At 65.4% G+C, this 23116-nt stretch carries 21 protein-coding genes; 13 read left to right on the top strand and 8 right to left on the bottom strand.

Features of this window, described 5'->3' with window-relative positions:
- Window positions 1–263: 263 nt before the first annotated feature.
- The 5 genes from rodA to AC6LJ2_RS07250 all read right to left on the bottom strand — a co-directional run bounded on the left by rodA (window position 264) and on the right by AC6LJ2_RS07250 (window position 5906).
- Window positions 264–1400: a rod shape-determining protein RodA gene (gene rodA, locus AC6LJ2_RS07230; protein WP_175191533.1), complete on the bottom strand. Its 1137-nt coding sequence runs from the start codon at window positions 1398–1400 to the stop codon at window positions 264–266.
- Window positions 1397–3325 carry a penicillin-binding protein 2 gene (mrdA, locus tag AC6LJ2_RS07235; RefSeq protein ID WP_445657776.1) on the bottom strand — a complete coding sequence of 643 codons (1929 nt, stop codon included), beginning with the start codon at window positions 3323–3325 and terminating at the stop codon, window positions 1397–1399. The genes rodA and mrdA overlap by 4 nt, the downstream gene beginning before the upstream one ends.
- A 15-nt stretch (window positions 3326–3340) precedes the next feature.
- Window positions 3341–3907, bottom strand: a complete 567-nt coding sequence (gene mreD / locus AC6LJ2_RS07240) for a rod shape-determining protein MreD (RefSeq protein WP_263914837.1) — start codon at window positions 3905–3907, stop codon at window positions 3341–3343.
- Window positions 3894–4778: a rod shape-determining protein MreC gene (gene mreC, locus AC6LJ2_RS07245; RefSeq protein WP_025136563.1), complete on the bottom strand. Its 885-nt coding sequence runs from the start codon at window positions 4776–4778 to the stop codon at window positions 3894–3896. The genes mreD and mreC overlap by 14 nt, the downstream gene beginning before the upstream one ends.
- Window positions 4779–4862: 84 nt before the next feature.
- Window positions 4863–5906: a rod shape-determining protein gene (locus AC6LJ2_RS07250; RefSeq protein WP_006216320.1), complete on the bottom strand. Its 1044-nt coding sequence runs from the start codon at window positions 5904–5906 to the stop codon at window positions 4863–4865.
- A gap of 227 nt (window positions 5907–6133) precedes the next feature.
- Between AC6LJ2_RS07250 and gatC the strand changes: the two genes are divergently transcribed.
- The 5 genes from gatC to AC6LJ2_RS07275 all read left to right on the top strand — a co-directional run bounded on the left by gatC (window position 6134) and on the right by AC6LJ2_RS07275 (window position 10284).
- Window positions 6134–6442 (top strand): Asp-tRNA(Asn)/Glu-tRNA(Gln) amidotransferase subunit GatC, encoded by a 309-nt coding sequence (gatC, locus tag AC6LJ2_RS07255; RefSeq protein WP_263914836.1) that lies wholly within the window; start codon window positions 6134–6136, stop codon window positions 6440–6442.
- Between the two features lie 3 nt (window positions 6443–6445).
- Window positions 6446–7987 (top strand): Asp-tRNA(Asn)/Glu-tRNA(Gln) amidotransferase subunit GatA, encoded by a 1542-nt coding sequence (gene gatA, locus AC6LJ2_RS07260; RefSeq protein ID WP_498151085.1) that lies wholly within the window; start codon window positions 6446–6448, stop codon window positions 7985–7987.
- A gap of 3 nt (window positions 7988–7990) precedes the next feature.
- Entirely contained in the window at window positions 7991–9448 is a 1458-nt protein-coding gene (gatB, locus tag AC6LJ2_RS07265; protein WP_263914834.1) for an Asp-tRNA(Asn)/Glu-tRNA(Gln) amidotransferase subunit GatB, read from the top strand.
- Between the two features lie 126 nt (window positions 9449–9574).
- Window positions 9575–9820: a type II toxin-antitoxin system Phd/YefM family antitoxin gene (locus AC6LJ2_RS07270; protein ID WP_175191530.1), complete on the top strand. Its 246-nt coding sequence runs from the start codon at window positions 9575–9577 to the stop codon at window positions 9818–9820.
- The gene (locus AC6LJ2_RS07275; protein ID WP_263914833.1) at window positions 9817–10284 is read left to right on the top strand and encodes a type II toxin-antitoxin system VapC family toxin; all 468 of its coding nucleotides are present in this window, start codon (window positions 9817–9819) and stop codon (window positions 10282–10284) included. Before AC6LJ2_RS07270 ends, AC6LJ2_RS07275 begins: the two co-directional genes overlap by 4 nt.
- A 61-nt stretch (window positions 10285–10345) precedes the next feature.
- On the opposite strand, the gene pyrE is transcribed toward AC6LJ2_RS07275, so the two are convergent.
- Window positions 10346–11044: an orotate phosphoribosyltransferase gene (gene pyrE / locus AC6LJ2_RS07280; RefSeq protein WP_263914832.1), complete on the bottom strand. Its 699-nt coding sequence runs from the start codon at window positions 11042–11044 to the stop codon at window positions 10346–10348.
- Between the two features lie 134 nt (window positions 11045–11178).
- On the opposite strand from pyrE, the gene AC6LJ2_RS07285 reads away from it, so the two are divergent.
- Together AC6LJ2_RS07285 and gdhA are read left to right on the top strand one after the other, a co-directional pair.
- Window positions 11179–11967 carry an exodeoxyribonuclease III gene (locus AC6LJ2_RS07285; RefSeq protein ID WP_263914831.1) on the top strand — a complete coding sequence of 263 codons (789 nt, stop codon included), beginning with the start codon at window positions 11179–11181 and terminating at the stop codon, window positions 11965–11967.
- A 448-nt stretch (window positions 11968–12415) separates the two neighbouring features.
- The gene (gene gdhA, locus AC6LJ2_RS07290) at window positions 12416–13762 is read left to right on the top strand and encodes an NADP-specific glutamate dehydrogenase (RefSeq protein WP_263914830.1); all 1347 of its coding nucleotides are present in this window, start codon (window positions 12416–12418) and stop codon (window positions 13760–13762) included.
- Window positions 13763–13892: 130 nt separating this feature from the next.
- Here gdhA and AC6LJ2_RS07295 read toward each other — a convergent pair whose 3' ends face one another.
- Window positions 13893–14384: a copper chaperone PCu(A)C gene (locus AC6LJ2_RS07295; RefSeq protein WP_263914829.1), complete on the bottom strand. Its 492-nt coding sequence runs from the start codon at window positions 14382–14384 to the stop codon at window positions 13893–13895.
- Window positions 14385–14403: 19 nt separating this feature from the next.
- Window positions 14404–15303 carry a LysR family transcriptional regulator ArgP gene (locus tag AC6LJ2_RS07300; RefSeq protein WP_263914828.1) on the bottom strand — a complete coding sequence of 300 codons (900 nt, stop codon included), beginning with the start codon at window positions 15301–15303 and terminating at the stop codon, window positions 14404–14406.
- Between the two features lie 149 nt (window positions 15304–15452).
- On the opposite strand from AC6LJ2_RS07300, the gene AC6LJ2_RS07305 reads away from it, so the two are divergent.
- The 6 genes from AC6LJ2_RS07305 to AC6LJ2_RS07330 all read left to right on the top strand — a co-directional run bounded on the left by AC6LJ2_RS07305 (window position 15453) and on the right by AC6LJ2_RS07330 (window position 22301).
- A complete protein-coding gene (locus AC6LJ2_RS07305; protein WP_263914827.1) occupies window positions 15453–16085 on the top strand; it encodes a LysE/ArgO family amino acid transporter in 633 nt (210 codons plus the stop codon).
- Between the two features lie 93 nt (window positions 16086–16178).
- Window positions 16179–17120, top strand: a complete 942-nt coding sequence (locus tag AC6LJ2_RS07310; RefSeq protein ID WP_263914826.1) for a LysR substrate-binding domain-containing protein — start codon at window positions 16179–16181, stop codon at window positions 17118–17120.
- Between the two features lie 338 nt (window positions 17121–17458).
- Entirely contained in the window at window positions 17459–18622 is a 1164-nt protein-coding gene (locus AC6LJ2_RS07315; RefSeq protein WP_263914825.1) for an ABC transporter substrate-binding protein, read from the top strand.
- A 141-nt stretch (window positions 18623–18763) separates the two neighbouring features.
- Window positions 18764–19636, top strand: a complete 873-nt coding sequence (locus AC6LJ2_RS07320) for a branched-chain amino acid ABC transporter permease (RefSeq protein WP_025136577.1) — start codon at window positions 18764–18766, stop codon at window positions 19634–19636.
- Window positions 19637–19639: 3 nt separating this feature from the next.
- Window positions 19640–21562 carry a branched-chain amino acid ABC transporter ATP-binding protein/permease gene (locus tag AC6LJ2_RS07325; RefSeq protein ID WP_498151086.1) on the top strand — a complete coding sequence of 641 codons (1923 nt, stop codon included), beginning with the start codon at window positions 19640–19642 and terminating at the stop codon, window positions 21560–21562.
- A 16-nt stretch (window positions 21563–21578) separates the two neighbouring features.
- Window positions 21579–22301: an ABC transporter ATP-binding protein gene (locus tag AC6LJ2_RS07330; protein ID WP_498151087.1), complete on the top strand. Its 723-nt coding sequence runs from the start codon at window positions 21579–21581 to the stop codon at window positions 22299–22301.
- Window positions 22302–23116 lie beyond the last annotated feature (815 nt).

Genomic DNA, 23116 nt, shown 5'->3' on the forward strand with positions numbered 1-23116 from the left:
AAGCAGCGCGTCATGCATCACTTGACCAAGCGCGCCCAGGCGATGGGCTATAGCCTCACGCCACTTCCAGAGACTCCGTGAAAAAACCCCAAACAAATCAGCAGCTTGACGGGAGTTTCTTGAGAGGGAAGGCCGAAGGCCTGGACGAAGATGACGAAGGGGGGGCCGCCTAGGCAAGTCCGGAGCGAAGGCTCCGGACCGCAATCGTGGGCGCCCGCCACCACGAAGCCCCTCGCCCTCGGCGACCTACGAAGACAACGCCTTTAAGCCTTAACCGACCTATGCCGACTAATACTCATCATGATCCCGAATGCGATGCCCATGGTGAAGAGGGCTGTGCCGCCGTAGCTCATGAAGGGCAGTGGCACGCCCACCACCGGCAGGATGCCTGTCACCATGCCCACGTTCACGAACACGTAGATGAATAGCATCATCGTCAGCGCGCCGGATAGCAGGCGGCCGAATTGGGACGAGGCGCGGGATGCGATCGTCAGGCCGCGGGCCATCATCAGGCCGTACAGCACCAAAATTGCGATGCCGCCATACAGGCCGAATTCCTCGGCGTAGACCGCGAAGATGAAGTCGGTCGTGCGTTCGGGGATGAAGTCCAGGTGCGTCTGCGTGCCCTTCATGTAGCCCTTGCCGTACACGCCGCCCGAGCCCACCGCGATCATCGACTGGATCGTGTGGAAGCCCTTGCCCAGCGGGTCGGAGCTGGGATTGAGCAGCGTGCAGACGCGGTGCTTCTGGTAGTCGTGCAGCACGACCCAGTTGACGTCGGGTTCGCAGAGCTGGTCTTCGTAGTAGACCAGCGTGCCGATGCCGATGATGCCGGCCAGCATCACCGGGACCAGCAGCTTGAATGACAGGCCGGCGAAGTAGATGACGAAGAAGCCGGCGCCGAACACCAGCAGCGCGGTGCCCAGGTCGGGTTGCAGCACGATCAGGCCGAACGGCGCGGCCAGCATGGCGGCGGCGGCCAGGAAGTCGCGGATGCGCACGGCGCCCTCGTGCCGCTGGAAGTACCAGGCCAGCATCATGGGCACGGCGATCTTCATCATTTCAGAGGGCTGGATGCGGGTCACGCCCAGGTTCAGCCAGCGCGTCGCGCCCTTGCTGGTCTCGCCGAAGAATTCCACGCCCAGCAGCAGCACCACGCCCACCACATAGAACGGCAGCGCCAGCTTCATCAGCCATTTGGGCGGGATCAGCGCCATGATCCACATGGCAAAGAACGCGATGATGAAGTTGCGCGACTGTTCGGCGAAGCGCCAATCGGTGCCGCCCACCGCCGAATGCATGACGGTCAGGCCCAGCGCGGCGAACATCATCAGGATGGCCAGCAGCGGCCAGTCGAAAGCCGTGAAGACGCGCAACAGGATCAGGCCGAGACGCTTCATGGTCGGCGCACCACGTCGGAAGTAATGGTTTCAACGGTGGCCAACGGCGCGTTGCGGTCCGGCCGCACGATCTTGTCCTGCCGATCCTTGGCCAGCCAGTAATCGAACACCTTGCGGGCGACCGGGGCGGCCACGCTGGCGCCCCAGCCAGCGTTCTCGACGATCAGCGAGACGGCGATGCGCGGGTGTTCGAGCGGCGCGAAGCCCATGAACAAGGCGTGGTCGCGCAGGCGTTCGTCGATGGCGCTGGCGCGGTAGTGGCCGCCGCGCAGGCTGAACACCTGGGCGGTGCCGGTCTTGCCGGCGGCCTGGTACGGCGCGTTGGCGAAGGCGCGGCGGGCCGTGCCGGCACGGACCACGTCGGCCATCGCGTTCTTGATGACATCGACGTTGGCCTGCTTGAGCGGGATGCGGTAGTCGGGCGCGGACTCGGTGGGCTTGGCCACGCCGGTGCGCGGGTCGCGTACCGCGTGCACCAGGTGCGGCCGGCGGTACAGGCCGTTGTTGGCCAGCGTGGACGTGCCCTGGGCCAGCTGCAGCAGCGTGAAGGCGTTGTAGCCCTGGCCCACGGCCACCGAAATGGTTTCGCCGGCGTACCAGCGCTGGCGGTCCTTGTCCTTGTAGGCGGAACGTTTCCAGTCGGTGGACGGCAGCACGCCGCGCTTCTCGCCTTCGAGGTCGATGCCGGTGATCTGGCCGAAGCCGAACTGCTTGGTGAAATCGTGCAGCGCGTTCACGCCGATTTCGGGGCCCAGCGAATAGAAGTAGGTGTCGGAGGACACCACGATCGCCTTGTGCATGTCGGTCATGCCGTAGGCCGCGCCGCCGGCATTGCGGAATTTCTGGCCGCCGAATTCGTAGTAGCCCGGGTCGGAGATGCGGTCGGTGGCGCGACGCTTGCCCAGTTCGAGCGCGGCCAGGCCCACGAAGGGCTTGTAGGTCGAACCGATGGGATAGGTGCCGTAAAGCGGGCGATTGATCAGCGGGTGGTCCGGCGATTCGTTCAGCATGCGCCAGTTGTCCACGTCGATGCCGTCGACGAACAGGTTGGGGTCGAACGACGGCTGCGACACGAAGGCCAGCACTTCGCCCGTGTCCGGGTCGATCGCGACCAGCGCGCCACGCTGGCCCTCGAAGGCCTCTTCGGCCACCTTCTGCAGGCCCAGGTCGATGGACAGCATGATGTCTGAGCCGGGCACGGGGTCGATGCGGCGCAGCGTGCGCATGGGGCGCCCGCCGGCGGTGACTTCGACTTCTTCCAGGCCGGTGCGGCCGTGCAGGGCTTCTTCCCAGGTTTTTTCGATACCTTTCTTACCAATGACATCGGTGCCACGGTAATTGCCCAGGAGACCTGCGCGTTCGAGTTCTTCGTTGTCGCCTTCGGCGATGCGGCCGATGTAGCCCACCACGTGGGCGGCCGACACGCCTTGCGGGTATTCGCGGACCCAGCGGGCGCGCAGCTCGACCCCCGGGAACTGGAAGGCATGCGCGGCGAACCAGGCGGCCTCGGTTTCGTTCAGGTTGTTGCGCAGCTGCAGGCTGGCGTAGCGGCTGGATTCAGCCGCGCGGCGCTTGAAGCGGCGCTGGTCGGCCGGGCTGATGTAGACGACCTGCGTCAGCCGCTCGAACAGCGCGGTCATGTTGCCGGCCTGGGCGGGCACCACTTCAAGTGTGTAGGTGCGGTAGTTGCGCGCCAGCACTTCGCCGTTGCGGTCGAGGATTTCGCCGCGGCGCGGCGGGATCGGCACCACCGCAATGCGGTTGCGGTCGGCGCGCTCGGACAGGCCTTCGTAGCGGTCGACCTGCAGGTACCAGAACCGGCCCACCAACACACCGAAGCAGGCCAGCGCGAACACGCCGCCCACCCAGGCGCGCAGGCGGAAACGCTGCTTCTGCTGCTGGCCGGTTTTCTTGAATTCGAACATGAAGCGGCGCCGCCGTCAGGCGGAGGAAGATTCGGCGTCGTCGGCACCGCGCTGCGGCAAGTGCAGAACCCAGCCCGCCAGCGGCCACAGGGCGGCGGTGATCGCGACGCTGATGCCCCAGTCCCAGCCCGGCCACTTGCCGGCCAGCCAGGCATGGATGATCTGGGTGACGAAGCGCGCGATCAGGAACACAGGCAGCATGTGCATGGCCTGGCTCCAGAGGTCGAAGCGTTGCAGGCGCCGATGCAGCACCACGGCGCCATAGGCGACCAGGGTGTAGGACAGCGCGTGTTCGCCCAGCAGCCCGGCGTCGTGCACGTCCATCAGCAGGCCGAAGCAGAAGGCGGTGAACAGACCCACGCGGCGCGGTTCGTGCACGCACCAGAAGGCGATGATCAGGATCAGGACGTCGGGCGCGCCCTGCCACAACCGCCACGGCAGCAGCGACACCAGCCAGACCAAAATGATGGTGCCCCAGACGAACACGCCGTGGGCCGGCCCGGACAGGCGCTCGGGCTGCACATTGCTGGGCGTACCCAGGCGGCGCCGGGGTTGCCCTGATGATTGATTAGTCCGATCCACCGGAATCGACCTCCTGACGGTTGGACTCGGCACGTTCCACATCCACCTGCAGGACCAGGAAGTGGCGATAGCGTTCAGGGTGGGCCAGCGGTTCGCAGACGGCGCGCGCGAAGCCGGAAGCGGTGTCGCGTTCGACCGAGGTTACCTTGGCCACCGGCAGGCCGGCGGGAAACAGGCCGCCGACGCCACTGGTGACGATAGTATCGCCTTCCTTGATGTCGGCATTGGCAGCCAGGTAACGGACCTCCATCTTGCCCGGAGAGTTCCCGCCGAATGCAATCAGCCGCAGGCCATTGCGCAGCAGTTGCACGGGGATGGAAACCTGTTCGTCGGTGACCAGGGCGGCTTCGGCCGTCATGGGGGTGACGCGCACGATCTGGCCGACCACGCCGCCTTCGTCGATGACGGGCATGCCCGGCGCCAGGCCGGCCTTGCTGCCCTTGTTGAAGACCAGCCGCTGGTTGAACGCATTGGTGGGTTCGTACAGCACTTCCACGACCACGGCCGACTGGGCCACGGTGTCGGTCACGCCCAGCAGGCGGCGCAATTGCGCGTTTTCGGCGGCCAGCTGCGCCGCGTGGGTGGCCACCTGGGCCAGTTCGATTCGCTGGCGTTGCAGCGCTTCGTTTTCGCTACGGATGAGGTTGGCCGCGTTGACCCATTCATTGACCTGTTGCACCAGGTCGCGCGGCGCCATGACGGCGCGCTGGAAGGGGTATAGCGCCACGGACACCGCACGGCGTGCCGGTTCGAGCATGCGCCATTGCGAATCCATGATGATCAGGGCCAACGCCAAGGCGACCAGGACGACCAGCCGCACCTCCGCGGGTGGACCGCGCCTGAATAGGGGGGGAGTCCCTTGTCGTTGCATGAATCTCAGCCCGGGCGCCCGCGCCCGCCGCCCCCGCAGCGGCCGGAGCCGTGGAAAAGCGGGGCTCCGGGCTGGCGGGCAGGATTAGTCGTTGATGAAGATCGCGCCCAGTTTCTCAAGGTGTTCCAGCGCCTCGCCGCAACCGCGCACGACGCAGGTCAGGGGATCATCGGCGACCACCACCGGCAGGCCGGTTTCTTCTTGCAGCAGGCGGTCCAGGTCGCGCAGCAGGGCGCCACCGCCGGTCAGGGCAATGCCCTTGTCGGTGATGTCGGCGCCGAGTTCGGGCGGGGTCTGCTCAAGGGCGATCTTGACGGCAGAGACGATCTGGTTGAGCGGGTCGGTCAGGGATTCGAGGATCTCGTTGGACGAGACCGTGAAGCTGCGCGGCACGCCTTCGGCCAGGTTGCGGCCCTTGACTTCGATTTCGCGGACTTCGGAACCCGGGAAGGCGGAACCGATTTCCTTCTTGATGAGTTCGGCGGTGGGTTCGCCGATCAGCATGCCGTAGTTGCGGCGGATGTAGTTGACGATGGCTTCGTCGAACTTGTCGCCGCCGACGCGCACGGAACCCTTGTAGACCATGCCGCCCAGCGAGATGACCGCCACCTCGGTGGTGCCGCCGCCGATGTCGACGACCATGGAGCCGCTGGCGTCGGACACGGCCAGGCCGGCGCCGATGGCCGCGGCCATGGGTTCTTCGATCAGGAAGACGTGGGACGCGCCGGCGCCAAGCGCCGATTCGCGGATGGCGCGACGTTCAACCTGGGTGGAGCCGCAGGGTACGCACACGATGATGCGCGGGCTGGGCGCCAGCATGTTGCGGGGGTGCACCATGCGGATGAACTGCTTGAGCATCTGTTCGGTGACCGTGAAGTCGGCGATGACGCCGTCCTTCATGGGCCGGATGGCCTCGATGTTGCCGGGCACTCGACCAAGCATCTGCTTGGCTTCGTGGCCGACGGCCTGGATGATCTTTTTGCCGTGAGGCCCGCCTTCATGACGGATTGCGACCACGGAGGGCTCATCGAGCACGATGCCCTTGCCGCGGACGTAAATCAGCGTATTGGCGGTACCGAGGTCGATCGCCATATCGCTGGAAAAATAACTGCGCAGGAATCCGAACATGGGAGCTCAGCTAAATTCTGGGGGGAATTGGGTCATGCCGCGGGGCGTACGACCCGAGAAAGGTCGGGTCCGCCTGTCATCACGGCGATTAAACCGTGAATCATAACTTATAATTTCCCCGGAAATAGCGCATAAATGCAGGCTATTCAAGCTTTGTAACGGTATTGGCATGTGCATACTGCCCAGTCCCGCCCCTCGGCCTTCGCTTCTCGATATTTGCAATCCCCATGGCGCTCAATGACACAGATGTGGCCCGCATTGCCAAGCTGGCCAGAATCGAACTGACCCCGGACCAACGCACCCACGCGCAGGCCGAGCTCAACGGCATCCTCCACCTGATCGAACGGCTGCAAGCCGTCGACACCCAAGGCGTCGAACCCCTGGCCCACCCCCTGTCCGCCCACGAAGACATCGTGCTGCGCCTGCGCCAGGACGCCGTGACGGAAACCGCCTCGGAGGCCCGCCGCGCAGAACTGCTGGCCAACGCCCCCGATGCCCAGGACGGCCTCTTCCTGGTTCCCAAGGTCCTAGATTAAGCCATGACGAAACCCGCCTTGCATACCCAATTCGAGGGGATCGCCGCCCTGCGCGCGGCCCTCGCCCAACGCCAGGTCAGCGCCGTCGAGCTGGCGCAAAGCTCGCTGGCCGCCGCCGACGCGGCCAGCGGCCTGAACGCCTTCTTACATATTGACGCCGAATTGACGCTGGCCCAGGCCCGCGCCGCCGACGCCGCGCTGGCCGCCGGCAACGCCGGCCCGCTGGCCGGCGTGCCCATCGCCCACAAAGACGCCTTCGTCACCCGCGGCTGGCGTACCACCGCCGGCAGCAAGATGCTGGACGGCTACGTCAGCCCGTTCGACGCCACCGTGGTCGAGCGCCTGCAAGCGGCCGGCGCCGTGTCGCTGGGCAAGCTGAACTGCGACGAATTCGCCATGGGCTCGGGCAACGAGAACTCGGCCTACGGCCCTGTGAAGAACCCTTGGGATCTCTCGGCCGTGCCGGGCGGCTCGTCGGGCGGTTCGGCTGCGGCCGTGGCGGCCCGCCTGGTGGCCGCCACCACCGGCACCGACACCGGCGGCTCGGTCCGCCAACCCGCCGCGCTGTGCGGCGTGAGCGGCATCAAGCCCACCTACGGCACCGTGTCACGCTACGGCATGGTCGCCTTCGGCTCCAGCCTGGACCAGGCCGGCCCGCTGGCCCCCAGCAGCCGCGACCTGCTCGAACTGCTGGACGTCATCAGCGGCTTTGACCCGCGCGACGCCACCAGCCTGGAAAAATGCGACGGCGCCGTCAACGAGCCGGGCCGCGTGCGACGCGACTTCGACGCCGCCCAGGCCCGATACGACGCCGCCGGCAGCCAGCCCCTGAAGGGCCTGCGCATCGGCGTGCCCGCCGAATACTTCGGCGCCGGCCTGGCGTCGGACGTGGCCGCCGCAGTGGAAGCCGCCCTGGCCCAGTTCGAGGCCCTGGGCGCCGTGCGCGTGCCGGTGTCGCTGCCCCGCACCGAGCTGGCCATTCCCGCCTATTACGTCATCGCCCCCGCCGAAGCCTCCAGCAACCTGGCCCGCTACGACGGCGTGCGCTACGGCCATCGCGCCACGCAGTACGACGGGCTGGACCACATGATCAGCCGCTCGCGCGCCGAAGGCTTCGGCGACGAGGTCAAGCGCCGCATCCTGATCGGCACCTATGTGCTGTCCCATGGCTACTATGACGCCTACTACCTGCAGGCCCAGCGCCTGCGCCGCATGATCGCGCAGGACTTCCAGCGCGCCTATGCCGGCCAGTGCGACGTCATCATGGGCCCGGTGACCCCGACGGTCGCCAAGAACATCGGCGACAACCGCGACGACCCCACCGCCGACTGGCTGGCCGACGTCTACACGCTGGGCGTGAGCCTGGCCGGCCTGCCCGCGATGTCGATCCCCTGCGGTTTCGGCAATCACGGCGGCGCCAAACGCCCGGTCGGCCTGCAGATCATCGGCAACTACTTCGACGAAGGCCGCCTCCTGGCCATCGCCGACCGCTACCAACAAGTCACCGACTGGCACAAAGCCTCGCCGGCCCAGCAGGACGCCTAAACAATGAACTGGGAAATCGTCATCGGCCTGGAAACGCATACGCAGCTTTCCACCGACTCCAAGATCTTTTCGGGCAGCAGCACCCAATTCGGCGCCGCGCCCAACACCCACGCCAACGAAGTCGACCTGGCCCTGCCCGGCAGCCTGCCGGTCATGAACCGCGGCGCCGCCGAACGCGCCATCCGCTTCGGCCTGGCCGTGGGCGCCGAGATCGCACCGCGCTCGGTGTTTGCGCGCAAGAACTACTTCTACCCCGACCTGCCCAAGGGCTACCAGATCAGCCAATACGAGCTGCCGGTGGTGGTGGGCGGCTCGCTGTCGTTCTTCGTGGGCGAGGAAGAAAAAACCGTCAACCTGACGCGCGCCCACCTCGAAGAAGACGCAGGCAAGTCCTCGCACGACAACTTCACGCTGGCCAATGGTTCGGCGGCCAGCGGCATCGACCTGAATCGCGCCGGCACGCCGCTGCTGGAAATCGTGACCGAGCCCGAAATGCGCTCGGCCGCCGAGGCCGTGGCCTACGCCCGCGCGCTGCACAGCCTGGTGGTCTGGCTGGGCATCTGCGACGGCAACATGCAGGAAGGCTCGTTCCGCTGCGACGCCAACGTATCCGTGCGCCCGGTGGGCCAGAAGGAATTCGGCACCCGCACCGAGATCAAGAACGTCAACTCGTTCCGCTTCCTCGAACGCGCCATCATCCATGAAGCGCGGCGCCAGATCGAACTGATCGAAGACGGCGGCACCGTGGTCCAGGAAACCCGCCTGTACGACGCGGACGCCGACGAAACCCGCAGCATGCGCAGCAAGGAAGACGCGCACGACTACCGCTACTTCCCCGACCCCGACCTGCCCACGCTGGTCATCTCGCGCGAGTGGGTGGATGAAGTGCGCGCCACCATGCCCGAGCTGCCGGCCGCCCAGCGCGCCCGCTTTGAATCCGAATACGGCCTGCCCGCCTACGATGCCGCGCAACTGACCGTCAGCCGCGACCTGGCCGCCTACTTCGAAGCCGTGGCGCACGCGCTGCCGGCCGGCCAGGCCAAGCTGGCCGCCAACTGGATCATGGGCGAAGTGGCCGCCACGCTGAACAAGGAAGAAAAGGCCATCGCCGATTCCCCGGTGCAGGCCCCCGCGCTGGCGACCCTGATCAACCGCATCATCGACGGCACGATCTCCAACAAGATCGCGCGCGAAGTGTTCGGCGCCATGTGGGCAGGCGAAAACGGCGGCCAGGCCGACGCCATCATCGAGGCCCGCGGCTTGAAGCAGATCAGCGACACCGGCGCCATCGGCGCCATGATCGACGAGGTGCTTGCCGCCAACCCGGCCATCGTCGAGGAATACCGCGCCGGCAAGCAGAAGGCGTTCAACTCGCTGGTAGGCCAGATCATGAAGGCCGCCCGCGGCAAGGCCAACCCGCAGCAGGTCAACGACCTGCTCAAGCAGAAGCTGGACAGCTGATCCCCATGCGCCGTCCCGACTTCGGGGCGGCGTGCAAGATCAGACCAATCCTAGGGCCGCGGCATCTTGTCGCGGCCTTTTGTTTGGCCAAGAATGATCTGGTCGATTCCGACTGGAGATTTGGCCATGAATTACATCGAACTCAGCAGCAGCGATCTGCTGCACCGGTTCGCCGACCACCTGCAAGCCGTCACCCAGGGCCAGCATTTCATCATCTCGATCGATGGCGTGCCCTATGCCCGGCTCACGCCTGCTTCGTCCACGACCACGCTCGATGGTCATGATGCCCTGGAAGCGATGAAGCACTTCGCCCCTGGCGCGCCCGTCCCGCACGAAGTCATCCGCGCCTGGATCGAAGAAGGCCGCGAATGACACCGATCCGATTGGTACCCGACGCGTCCGTCGCCCTGGCCTGGCTGCTGGGCCGTACTGACATGCATGAGTCAAACCTGGCTCGGCATCTGCTTGAAGTGGCCCACGCCTCACAGAACCTGGTGCCGCACATCTGGCCAGTGGAAGTGGCAAACGGCATGTTGCGCGCCGAACGCGGCCAACACATCACCGAAGGCCAGCGATTATCGTTCGCCCGGTTGCTGGACCGACTACCTATTTCCGCCGATCCGGACGCTGCGACGTCCAGCATATGGCGGGTCTATCAACTGGCTCGGACTCACGGGCTAACCACCTACGATGCCAGCTATGTCGAACTGGCGTGGCGCAACAACGCCTGCCTGGCAACCTTCGACCGCAAGCTGGCCGACGCTGCGCGAGCAAGTGGTATCGCGGTCTACGGCCAGCCCCATGGTGTGGCCGAACCGATCGCGCGCTACGGCTGAACGCCGACGTAAAACAACAGGGCGGCACTCGGCCGCCCTGCATTTCAGGCTCGCAAGCGCCTTACTTCACCCCGTACTTGGTCCGATACGCCAGCACGGCGTCACGGTGCTCGGCAAACGCGGCATCGTCTTGCAGCAGCGCCATGATGTCTGCCAGCGACGCGATGGCCACTACCGGAATGCCGTAGGTCTTGGCCACGTCTTGCACGGCGGAATGGGCCGACAGGGCGTCGTCCGGGCCGGCGCGTTCCATGCGGTCCATGGCGATCAGCACCGCTGCCGGTTCGGCGCCCGCGTTGCGGATGATCTCTACCGATTCGCGCACCGAGGTGCCCGCCGTGATGACGTCGTCGATGATCACGACCTTGCCCTTGAGCGGTGCGCCGACCAGGGTGCCGCCTTCGCCGTGGTCCTTGGCTTCCTTGCGGTTGTAGGCAAACGGCACGTCGCTGCGGCCTTGCATGGCCGGATGGCCGGCCAGCGCCACGGCGGTGGCCGTCGCCAGGGGAATGCCCTTGTAGGCCGGGCCGAACAGCATGTCGAACGACACGCCCGAATCCAGCAGCGCCTGGGCATAGAAGCCCGCCAGCTTGCCGACCGAACCGCCGCTGTTGAACAGACCCGCATTGAAGAAATAGGGGCTGATGCGTCCCGATTTGACCTTGAAGCTGCCGAAGCGCAGCACGCCTTCGTTCAGGGCGAAGCGGACGAATTCGAGCGAGGTGGCGGAAGCGTGATGGGCGGATTGGGCGGCAGACATGCGAGGAAGGTCCGAGAGATGGCAAACCCCCGCATTTTATCCGGTGTCGGGGGCTTTCTCTGGCAGCGGCGCCGAGTCGGTTAAATTCCTGCCATTGTTCCGGCCGCCCTCGGCCGCTCTACAGGAGTCCCGCTTTGCTGCGCATCACGTCGATCAACCTCAATGGCATTCGGTCCGCCTTTCGCAAGGGCCTGCAACCCTGGATGGAAAAGCACGCCGCCGACGTGCTCTGCCTGCAGGAAATCAAGGTATCCGACGAGGACCTGACCGAAGACCTGCGCCACCCGCCCGGGTACACGGGTCACTTCCACCATGCCGTGAAAAAGGGCTACAGCGGCGTGGGCATCTACCTGCGTGATTCGGCCGAACGCGTCGTCAGCGGCCTGGACTGCGAGGAATTCGATCCCGAAGGCCGCATCATCCGCGCCGACTGGAAGAACCTGTCCGTCGTCAGCGCCTACCTGCCGTCCGGCTCCAGCGGCGACGAACGCCAGCAGGCCAAGTACCGCTTCCTGGACCGCTTTGGCCCGTGGATCGACCAGCTGATGCACGAGCACAAGACGACCGGCCGCGAATTCATCATCTGTGGCGACTGGAACATCGCGCACAAGGAAATCGACCTGAAAAACTGGAAGGGCAACCTGAAGAACTCCGGTTTCCTGCCTGAAGAACGCGCCTGGCTCACCGACGTCTTCGACAAGCGCGGCTTCGTGGACGTGTTCCGCTCCATCGACGACCGCCCGGACCAATACACCTGGTGGAGCAACCGTGGCCAGGCCTGGGCCAAGAACGTCGGGTGGCGTATCGACTACCAGATCGCCACGCCGGGCATCGCCGCCCGGGCGCGCAGCGTCGCCATCTATAAGGACGAACGCTTTTCCGACCACGCGCCGCTGACCATCGACTACGACGCCACGCTGTAACGGCGCCGGACGGACGGCCCGGAGGGGGTCGTCCGTCTGATTTTTCGCAAAATAATAATAGGGACATATCACCGCCTGATACCCAGTCAGAATTTCTGGTACAGGGCCATTTCTCCACGGATCTCCCTATGAAGCCCGGATCCGGCGACGCAATATCTTCTTCGAATTTATTGGGGACATATTAAATTCCCCTATGATTTCAAGGCTCCCCGGGTTTCCCTGCGGCGACCAGGCCTTGGCCATCACCCGCCAAACCGCTATGCGTCACCATTTATTAAAGAAAAAAGCGCTTTGATATCAAGGTGATGGCGCATCTTTCGGCTTTGCGCAGGGCAACAAATTAGCCCTACAATTCCGCACCAAGCCGGTGCCAAGCGCACCAAAACGGGCAGAAGCCGCCCCAAAACGGCGCATGCCCGCACCTATTCGAAGCACCCCCAAGGAGATCATGTTGAAAGTGCAGAGTCTGGACGACTTCCTGCGTGGCGTCGCCGCGCGCGATCCGCAACAGCCGGAATTCATGCAAGCCGTCCAGGAGGTGATGCTGAGCCTGTGGCCTTTCATCGAAAAGCACCCCCACTACGCCGAGCACGCCCTGCTCGAGCGCCTGGTGGAACCGGAACGCGTGATCCAGTTCCGGGTGTGCTGGACCGATGACCGGGGCCAGGCGCAGGTCAACCGCGCTTTCCGCATCCAGCACAGCTCGGCCATCGGCCCGTTCAAGGGCGGCATGCGCTTTCACCCGTCGGTGAACCTGTCGATCCTGAAGTTCCTGGCCTTCGAGCAGACCCTGAAGAACTCGCTGACCACGCTGCCCATGGGCGGTGGCAAAGGCGGCTCGGACTTCGACCCCAAGGGCAAGTCCGACGCCGAAGTCATGCGCTTCTGCCAGGCCCTGATGATCGAGCTGTACCGCCACCTGGGCCCGGACACCGACGTGCCCGCCGGCGACATCGGCGTGGGCGCGCGTGAAGTCGGCTTCATGGCCGGCATGATGAAGAAGCTGTCCAACTCCACCGCCAGCGTGTTTACCGGCAAGGGCCTGACCTTCGGTGGCAGCCTGATCCGCCCGGAAGCCACCGGCTACGGCACCGTCTACTTCGCCGAAGAAATGCTCAAGCGGGTCGGCAAATCGTTCGACGGCCTGCGCGTGTCGGTCTCGGGGTCGGGCAACGTGGCGCAATACGCCATCGAGAAAGCCATGTCGCTGGGCGCCAAGGTCGTGACGGTGTCCGACTCGAACGGCACCGTGGTCGACGAAGCCGGCTTCACCCACGAAAAGCTGGTGGCGCTGATGCACATCAAGAACGACCTGCGCGGTCGCCTGGATACCTACGCGCGCCAATTCGGCCTGGTCTACGAAGCCGGCAAGCGCCCCTGGCACGTGCCGGTGGACGTGGCCCTGCCCTGCGCCACCCAGAACGAACTGGAACTGGCCGATGCCCAGACGCTGATCAAGAACGGCGTGCTGTGCGTGGCCGAAGGTGCCAACATGCCGGCCACCCTGGAAGCCGCCAAGGCATTCATCGCCGCCCGCGTGCTGTACGCGCCGGGCAAGGCCAGCAACGCCGGTGGCGTGGCGGTGTCGGGCCTGGAAATGGCCCAGAACTCGGCTCGCCTGTCGTGGACCCGCGAAGAAGTCGATACGCGCCTGCACGCCATCATGCGCGACATCCACGAGAACTGCGTGCGCCACGGCCACAGCGAGCGTGAATACGTCAACTACCTGGACGGCGCCAACATCGCCGGCTTCGTCAAGGTGGCCGACGCGATGCGCCAGCAGGGTCTGTACTAAACCGCAGGGCCCAGCCTGGCCGCCAGGCCAAGCTCCCGCGCCCGACCGGCGCGGGACCGAAGCCCAAACAGAAACGGAGCCGCAAGGCTCCGTTTTTACATGCGCGCGGCCTCCAGGCCGCCCGCCGGGATCAATGCTTCATCGCGCCATGATCGTGGCTCATGCCGGGGTTGTAGGACGCCGGCTTGACCTTGAACTGCACCGCGACTTCGCCCGCCTTCTCGAACTTCAGCGTAGCCGGCACGGTGCCGCCCTCGGCAAAGGGCGCCTTCAGCTTGATGAACATGACGTGGTAGCCGCCCGGGCTGAGCTTGACCTCGGTGTCGGCCGGCAGTGCGATGCCGCCTTCGACCTGGCGCATCTTGGACACGCCGTTCGTGGTTTCCACCGTGTGCAGCTCGACGCGTTCGGCCGCGGCCGACGTGATGGACAGCAGGCGGTCGGGCGTCTTGGCATCGTTGTCGATATCCATATAGCCAGCGCCGTTGGACTGGCCCGGGGCGGAGGCGCGTACCCAGAGGTCGTCGACCTCGATCTCGCCAACCTTGTAGTCCTTGGCCCAGGCCGAACCGGCCGCGCACAGGCCCAGGACGGCAACGGCGGCGAACTTGCGGATGTTCATGGGGTGTTCTCCTATGGGGTTAACGCCGCCGGACCAGGCTGCGGGCGGCTGACAGAACCGAGTCGGTCAAAGCTTCCATCGCCTCGGAGTTTACCCGCCAATGCTGCCAATACAGCGGCACATCCTCCCAGGCGCGGCCCCGCAGCAAGACCAGTTGACCCGCGTCAAGATGTTCCTGGACCAGCGGCAGTGGATTCATGGTCCAGCCCAGCCCGCCCAGCGTGGCCTGCACGAACGCGCGGGTGGACGGCACCCACCAGACGGGCGGCTGCCACGGCGTCGGGTCCGAGATCTTGTGCGCGAAGCGGGCCTGCAGCGCGTCCTTGCGGTTAAAGACCAGCACGGGCGCCTGGGCCAGCGTCTGCGCATTCACGCCCTGTGCAAAGTAGCGCTTGTGAAACGCCGGGCTGCACGTCGCCACATATCGCATGCTGCCCAAGGCATGGATGCGGCAGCCCTGAACAGGGTCGGCCAGTGTCGTCACGGCACCCAGCACCGAGCCGTTGCGCAGCAGCGCGGCGGTGTGATCCTGGTCTTCGGACAACATGTCCAGGGTGGCACGGGTGCGGCTGGCGAATTGCAAGGCCGCGTCGACGAACCAGGTTTCCAGGCTGTCGTGGTTGACGGCGACGGGGATGCTGGCGTGCGGCACGTCGTCGTCCGCCACGCCCAGGCGGTTCAGGGCGTCGTGCTCGAGCAGCGCCGTCTGCTCGGCAAGCTGCACCAGCACCTGGCCGTCGGCGGTGGCGGCCGCCGGCACGGTGCGCTGGACCAGCAGCCGGCCCATGCGGTCTTCGAGCGCCTTGATCCGCTGCGATACCGCAGACGGGGTCACGCTGAGGGCCAGCGCGGCGCGGTCGAAACTGCCTTCGCGCACCACCGCCGCCAGGGCGCGCAGGTTGCCGTGATCGATCTTCATATGATTAGATTTACTTAAGATAGTGAAGGAAAATTAGCTGTATTTCATATCCCCTGCAAGCGAAAATGATGCATTGCCGGTATGCGCAACGCTGCCGGCCCGGTTTTCAAGCGCCGCCACAAGGCGTTGCAGTCAAGAGGTTCTGCGTCATGTTTGCCACGTTGTCATCCCCCCTATTCCTCACCGCCTGGGCCAGCGGCACGGCCACCGGGCTGGGCCTGTTCGCCGTCGTGGGCGCGCAAAGCGCGTTCATCCTGCGCCAAGGGTTGATGCGCGCCCATCTGCTGTCGGTGGTCGCCATCTGCGCCCTGATCGACGCCGTCTTCATCTTTGCCAGCGTCTCGGGGCTGCAAGCCCTGACCGCCTGGTTCCCGTGGCTGACAACGGCCGTGCTGTGGTTCGGCGTGGCCTTCCTGTCCTGGTACGCCCTGCAATCGGCCCGCCGCGCCTGGTCGGCCACCGGCGGCCTGGCCGCTGCGCGCGACGTCGTGCCTTCGCGCCGCGCCGCGATGCTGGGCGCACTGGGCTTTTCGCTCTTGAACCCGCATTTCTGGCTGGACATGGTGGTGGTGGGCTCGCTGGCCCACGGCTTTGAGGACGCCCGCATGGCCTTCGCCGCCGGCGCCTTCACGGCCAGCCTGTTGTGGCTGGCCGTGCTGGGCATCGGCTCGCGCCTGTTCGCCCGCTTCTTTGCCAGCGCATCGGCCTGGCGCGTGCTGGACGGCGTCATCGCCGTAGTCATGGCGGGCCTGGCCGTCAGTCTGGCGGTCAAGGGCGTGTAAGGGAATACGGGGACAGACTGTTCGGCCCAGCACTTTTATAATCGCCCGGTTGCCACTCTTTCGTCGGGCGCATGGCCGGCCCGCCAGACGATCATGCGCGGACCCTCCCCTTCCAAAGACGTGCGCCTGCCGCCGCTGGCCGCCATCCAGGCGTTCGAAGCGGCCGCCCGGCTGGGCTCTTTCGAGCGCGCCAGCGAAGAACTGTTCGTCACCGCCAGCGCCATCGGCAAGCGCATCGCCGCGCTGGAAGCCCAGTTGAACGTGTCCCTGTTCATCCGCAGCAGCCGCGGCGCCACCCTCAGCGCCGCGGGGCGCGAATACCTGGAGCAAGTGCGCACCGCGCTGGACCTGCTGTCCGACGCCTCGCTGCACAAACGCGGCGAACCCAAGCTGGAACCGCTACGGGTGGTGTCCACTCCCACCTTCGCCCGCCAGGTCCTGATCCCCGCCCTCCCCAGCTTCACCGCCGCCCATCCCGAGGTCGAGCTGGAAATCATGCTGTCCATTCCCTATCTGGACATCATGCCGCCCAACGCCGACGCCTGGATCCGCTTTGGCAGCGGCAAATATCCTGGCCTGCATGCGCAGCCGCTGACGTTCGACCCTGTGTTCGCGGTCTGCTCGCCCGATTACCGTGATGCCCATGGCCCCTTCCGGCGCCCCGCCGACCTGGCCAATGCCGCCCTGCTGCGCTGCCCGATGGAACCCTGGCGCCCCTGGCTGGCGGCGGCGGGGCTGGACTGGCCCGAGCCGTCGCGTGGGGTCTGGCTGGTGGACCTGGGCATGATGCTGGCCGCCGCCCGAGCAGGCCAAGGCGTCGCCCTGACCCGCCGCACCCTGGCCGCCGAATGGCTGGACGAGGGCAAATTGCTGCGGGTGCTGGACATCGAAACGCCCGGCGACTCGCAGTACCACCTGTGCACCGAGATCTCGCGACCGCCGCGTGGCCCGGTCCAAGCGTTTTCCCTATGGCTGGCCGAGGTCTGCGAACGCGCGGCCCAATGGCCACGCGGCCTGGCGGCCAAGCCGGAATAAATTTCCAGGCCCGGGCGGAAGGAAATTCCGCGCACCAAGGCGCATCGCTGGCTAGGATGCGCCGAACATGGCCGCACGCGCAAAAACCGGCATTGCGCGCCGCGTCCGCCCCAATTCCTTGCTGCTTCATGCTGCGTCGCAGCGCCCGGCCCGCAACCCGTGCACGCGTACTAGGTATTTACACGGAAAAACCCCGCCCGGTCAGATTCGCGTAAGCGATTAAGCAGACAGTCACAACACGCAACACAGGAGCGCGCCGCCACACCCCCCTGTTTCACGCCGCCAGGCGCCGGCACACGGTTTTCCACGCAGTTCTACTAATTACAACGGAGACATCCATGGATTTTCGTTTGAAGCTGCTAGCAGGAACCCTTGCATTTGCCGTATCGGCCGCGGGCTACGCCGCCGACCCCATCAAGATCGGCGTGGCCGGCCCCTATACGGGCGGCTCTTCCTCCATGGGCGTGAGCATGCGCGACGGCGTACGCCTTGCCATCGAGGAAATCAACAAGAGCGGTGGCGTGCTTGGCCGCCAGTTGGTCGCCGTGGAGCGCGACGACGAAGCCAAGAATGAACGCGGCGTGCAGATCGCCCAGGAACTGATCAACAAGGAACAGGTCACCGCCACGGTCGGATACATCAACACCGGCGTGGCCCTGGCGTCGCAGCGCTTCTACCAGGACGCCAAGATCCCGGTGTTCAACAACGTCGCCACCGGCAGCGTGATTACGCACCAGTTCAAGGCGCCGGAATACCCGGACAACTATGTGTTCCGCAACGCGGCGCACGACAGCATCCAGGCCCCGATGATCGTCGAGGAAGCCATCACCCGCCGCGGCTTCAAGAAGGTCGCGATCCTGGCCGACTCGACCAACTATGGCCAGCTGGGCCGCGAAGACCTGGAAAAGGCCCTGGACGCCAAGGGCATCAAGCCCGTGGCCGTGGAAAAGTTCAACATCAAGGACGTCGACATGACGGCCCAGCTGCTCAAGGCCAAGGCCGCGGGCGCCGAAGCCGTGCTGACCTACGGCATCGGCCCCGAGCTGGCCCAGATCGCCAACGGCATGACCAAGCTGGGCTGGAAGGTGCCGATCATCGGCAGCTGGACGCTGTCGATGGCCAACTACATCGACAACTCCGGTGCCAACGGCGAAGGCGCGCGCATGCCGCAGACCTTCATCCAGGACCCGGACACCCCCAAGCGCAAGGCGTTCATCGACGCCTACCTGGCCAAGTTCAAGCCCAAGAACAACCGCATCGACTCGCCGGTGTCGGCAGCCCAGGGCTACGACTCGATCTTCCTGTTGGCCGCGGCCATCAAGCAGGCCAACTCGACCGACGGCCCGAAGATCCGCGAAGCGCTTGAAAACCTGCAGACGCCGGTCGAAGGCGTGGTGATGACCTACAACAAGCCGTTCACCCACGATAACCACGACGCGATCACCGCGAAGGAAGTGGTCATCGGCGAGGTCAAGGGCGGCCGCGTGGTCAAGGCCAACTAAGTTCGTCTGAAGCAACAGCGCGGCGGCTGCCCGGCCGCCGCCGCCGGCGCCTCCCACCCGGGGCGCCGGCCTGCAGCCGCCTGACAACAGCGTTCTGCCCAAGGGGGTTGGGCCGGACCAAAGCGCCTCACGAAAAACACCATGATTCTTCTACAGCTTATCTACAGCGGTATCGCGCTAGGCATGATCTATGCCGTCATCGCGTTCGGGTACCAGCTCACTTTCGCCACTTCAGGCACCTTGAACTTCGGCCAGGGCGAAGCCCTGATGCTGGGCGCGCTGGTCGGGCTGACGCTCGTCGGGTTGGGTGTGAACTACTGGGTGATGATTCCCATCGTCTGCATTTTCGGATTCGCGCAGGGCGCACTGGTCGAACGCATCGGCGTGCGACCCGCCATCAAGACCCGGTCGGAATTCGGCTGGATCATGGCCACGATCGCCCTGGGCATCATTTTCAAGAACGTCGCCGAGAACATCTGGGGCCGCGACGACCTGCGCTTTCCTTCGCCGCTGCCCGAAGCGCCGATCCAGGTGCTGGGCGCCAACGTGCTGCCGATGGAACTGCTGGTGGTGTTCGGCGCGCTGGCCATGATGCTGCTGGTGGAGGTGTTCAACCGCAAGTCGATCTACGGCAAGGCGTTCGTTGCGACGTCGAACGACCGCGACGCCGCCGGCCTGATGGGCATCAACACCGGCATGGTGATCACGTTTTCGTACGCGCTGTCGTCGCTGACCGCCGCCTTCGCGGGCGTGCTGGTGGCGCCGCTGACGCTGACCGGCGCCACCATGGGCGCGGTGCTGGGCCTGAAGGCCTTCGCGGTTGCCATCATCGGCGGCCTGTCCAGCGGCATGGGCGTGGTGGTGGGCGGGCTGATCCTGGGGATCGCCGAAACGACCACCGGTTTCTATCTTTCGACGGGGTACAAAGACGTGCCGGGACTGGTCCTGCTGCTGCTCGTACTGACCTTCAAGCCCGCCGGCCTGTTCGGCAAGACCGCGATCAAGAAGGTGTAAGCGATGAAACCCCTGCACCTATTGCTTTCCATCGTGGCCGTGGCCTGCCTGGCCGCCGTGCCGCTGGGCGTGACCAACACGTATTACCTGCACCTGATCGAAACGATCATGATCTATTCGATCCTGCTGTTCGGGCTCGATATCGTGGTGGGCTATACCGGCCAGGTGTCGCTGGGCCACGCCGGCCTGTTCGGCATCGGCTCGTATGTGGCTGGCGTGCTGTTCTTCCATCTGCAGATGCCCATCTGGGTGACGCTGCCCGCCGCCATCCTGATCGCGGCGGCTTTCGGCGCGGTGCTGGCGTTGCCGGCGCTGCGGGTGACGGGGCCGTACCTGGCGATGGTGACGCTGGCGTTCGGCACGATCATCCAGATCCTGATCAACGAGATGACCTTCATGACCGAAGGGCCGCTGGGCATCAAGATTCCCAAGCCGTCGATCGGCGGGCACATCCTGACCAAGAGCGAGTACTTCTGGCTGGTCGCGGCGCTGCTGGTGCTGTCGCTGATCGTGGTGCACCGTATCCTGAAGTCGCACCTGGGCCGCTCGTTCGAAGCTTTGCGCGACAGCCCGATCGCGTCGGACTGCATGGGCGTGTCGGTGTACCGGCACAAGGTGTTCGCGTTCGTGATCAGCGCCGGGTTCGCCGGCCTGGCAGGGGCGCTGTATTCGTATTCGGAACAGTACATTTCGCCCAACACCTATAACTTCGAACTGACGATCCTGTTCCTCTTGGCGATCATCATGGGCGGACGCAAGAGCCGCACGGGCGCGCTGCTGGGTGCGTCAATCATCGTGCTGCTGCCCAAGATGCTGGACGACATCGGCACTTTCCGCCTGATCGCGCTGGGCGTGGCGATCCTGGTGACGGTGGGTAGCGCGGTGGCCGTTTCCAAGGGCCGTGCCGAGGCGCGCCGGGTGGCGGTGCCGGTGGTGGGTACGGTCCTGCTGGCGGCGTTCTCGTATTGGCTGGATGCAGTGACGGATTGGCGCCTGACGATCTTCGGCGCCATGATCCTGTTCGTCGTGTACTACCTGCCCGACGGCATCGTGGGCTTCGTGCGCAACCTGTTCTTCTCGACCCGCCGCGCGGCGCTGTCGGTGAAGAAGGACCTGGTGAAGGAACAGGATGCGGTGCCGGAAGCGGCCAAGGGCAAGGGCGAAACCCTGCTCGCGGCCAAGGGCGTGCTGATGCAGTTCGGCGGCCTGAAGGCGCTGAACCAGGTGGACCTGACGGTCAAGCGCGGCACGATCCACGGGCTGATCGGTCCGAACGGCTCGGGCAAGAGCACGATGATGAACGTGCTGACGGGCATCTACGTGCCGACGGCGGGCGCGGTGGAATTCTCGGGCAAGTCGCTGGTGGGCCTGGTGCCTGCCGATATCGCGGCCACCGGCATTGCGCGTACGTTCCAGAACGTGCAGCTGTTCGGCGAGATGACGGCGCTGGAGAACGTGCTGGTGGGGCTGCACCATACGTTCACGACGGGGCTGGCGGGCATTGCGCTGCGCACGCCCAAGTGGAAGGGCGAGGAACAAGGCGCACGCGCCCGTGCGTTGGCGCTGCTGGAATTCGTGGGGCTGGACACGATGGCCAGCGAAGAGGCGCGCAATCTGCCCTACGGCAAGCAACGCCTGCTGGAAATCGCCCGTGCACTGGCGCTGGACCCGCAACTGCTGCTGCTGGATGAACCGGCGGCCGGCCTGACGGCGCCGGACATCGTCGAGCTGCTGGCCATCATCCGCAAGGTGCGCGATCACGGCATTACGCTGATCCTGATCGAGCACCACATGGATGTGGTGATGGGAGTGTGCGACACGGTGTCGGTGCTGGACTTCGGCCAGAAGATCGCCGAAGGCCTGCCGAACGAAGTGCAGAGCAACGCCAAGGTTATCGAGGCGTATCTGGGCGGTGCGCCCGCCTGACGCCAAGGACGACAACATGCTATCGATCAAGAATCTGGAAGCGGGCTACGGGAAGGTGAAGGTGCTGCACGGCATCAGCATGGAGGTCCCGAAGGCGAAGGTGGTGACGTTGATCGGCTCGAACGGAGCCGGGAAGACGACGACGATGCGGGCACTGTCGGGGATGATCCGGCCGACGGCGGGCGAGGTGACGTTGAGCGGCAAACGGATCGACGGGCTGGAGTCGCATCGCATTGCCCGCCTGGGGCTGGCGCATTCCCCGGAAGGCCGGCGGGTATTCCCGACGCTGTCGGTGACGGACAATCTGCTGCTGGGTGCGTTTCCGCGGCTGACGGGCGGCCGGCCTAAAGGGGATGTGCAGGCGGATCTGGGCCGGGCGATGGATCTGTTTCCGCGGCTGAAGGAGCGGCGGGAGCAACTGGCGGGAACGCTGTCGGGCGGCGAGCAGCAGATGCTGGCCATGGCGCGCGCGGTGATGCTGAATCCGGAGCTGGTGCTGCTGGATGAGCCGTCGATGGGCTTGGCGCCGATCCTGGTGGAAGAGGTTTTCCGGATCATTGCGCGCCTGAAGGACGAAGGCGTGACGATGTTGTTGGTTGAACAGTTCGCAGCAGCCGCATTGAACGTAGCCGATTACGGGTATGTGTTGGAGAACGGGCGGATTTCAGTGCATGGGAGTGCTGACAAGCTCAAGCATGATCCGGCGGTTGTTGCGGCTTATTTGGGTGGGGCGCACTAGCGGTTGCTTGCTGGTCGCGGGTTGCGTTCTTTAGCCGCCCGGGGCGTCGGCTGCCCCTGGAGGGCGGGGCTACGATTGCGGTCCGGAGCCTTCGCTCCGGACTGCCCCGTCGTCATCGTCGTCCAGGCCTTCGGCCTTCCCTTCCGATTCCCTCGGGCGCATCTAACGCCCCGCCCTCCAGGGGCAGCCGACGCCCCGGGCTCAGGATTGCTTTGGTTTTTGCGTTGCTGGGACGGGCTGCGTGCTTGACGTCTTTTTGTTGCGCTGGCGCACCGCCAAAGATCTTGCGGGGCCCGCCCCAGGCCGGCCGCGCGGGCGGCCTTTTGGGGCTTACGCGGTGTCTTGCGGCCACGGGTGGCGCTGCGCGCTGATGGTGGTGTCGCGATGATGGATGCCGTAAGCGTGCGAGGAGTCTTAGTACTAGTGAAGGGAGTGATGCCGTTCAAGGGGGGTGTGGCGGTGACTTGCTGGCGTGGGTCGTGCCCCGTCGGTAACGCCCAACAACACGAGCATCTGCCCAGGTCATGTCTCGTCGATAGCGACGAGAAACACAGAAATCTGTCCGGTCGTGCCGCGTCAGTAACACTGACAAGCACAGCGCTTTATGCAAGCGCACAGCGCACATCGTCACGACGCAGCAAGGTGCCGAAGCCCCAAAAGGCCGCCCGCGCGGCCGGCCTGGGGCGAGCGACGCAAACCTCTCCCCCCACCCCCCGGCCTAACAACGCCCCATTTCTCGAAAACGGTAGCGCGTGGGGCTGGGCGTCTTGATGGCGAGCAACCTCGATGCGCCCGAGGGAATCGGAAGGAAAGGC

The sequence above is a fragment of the Achromobacter sp. 1014246743 genome, assembly GCF_059760725.1.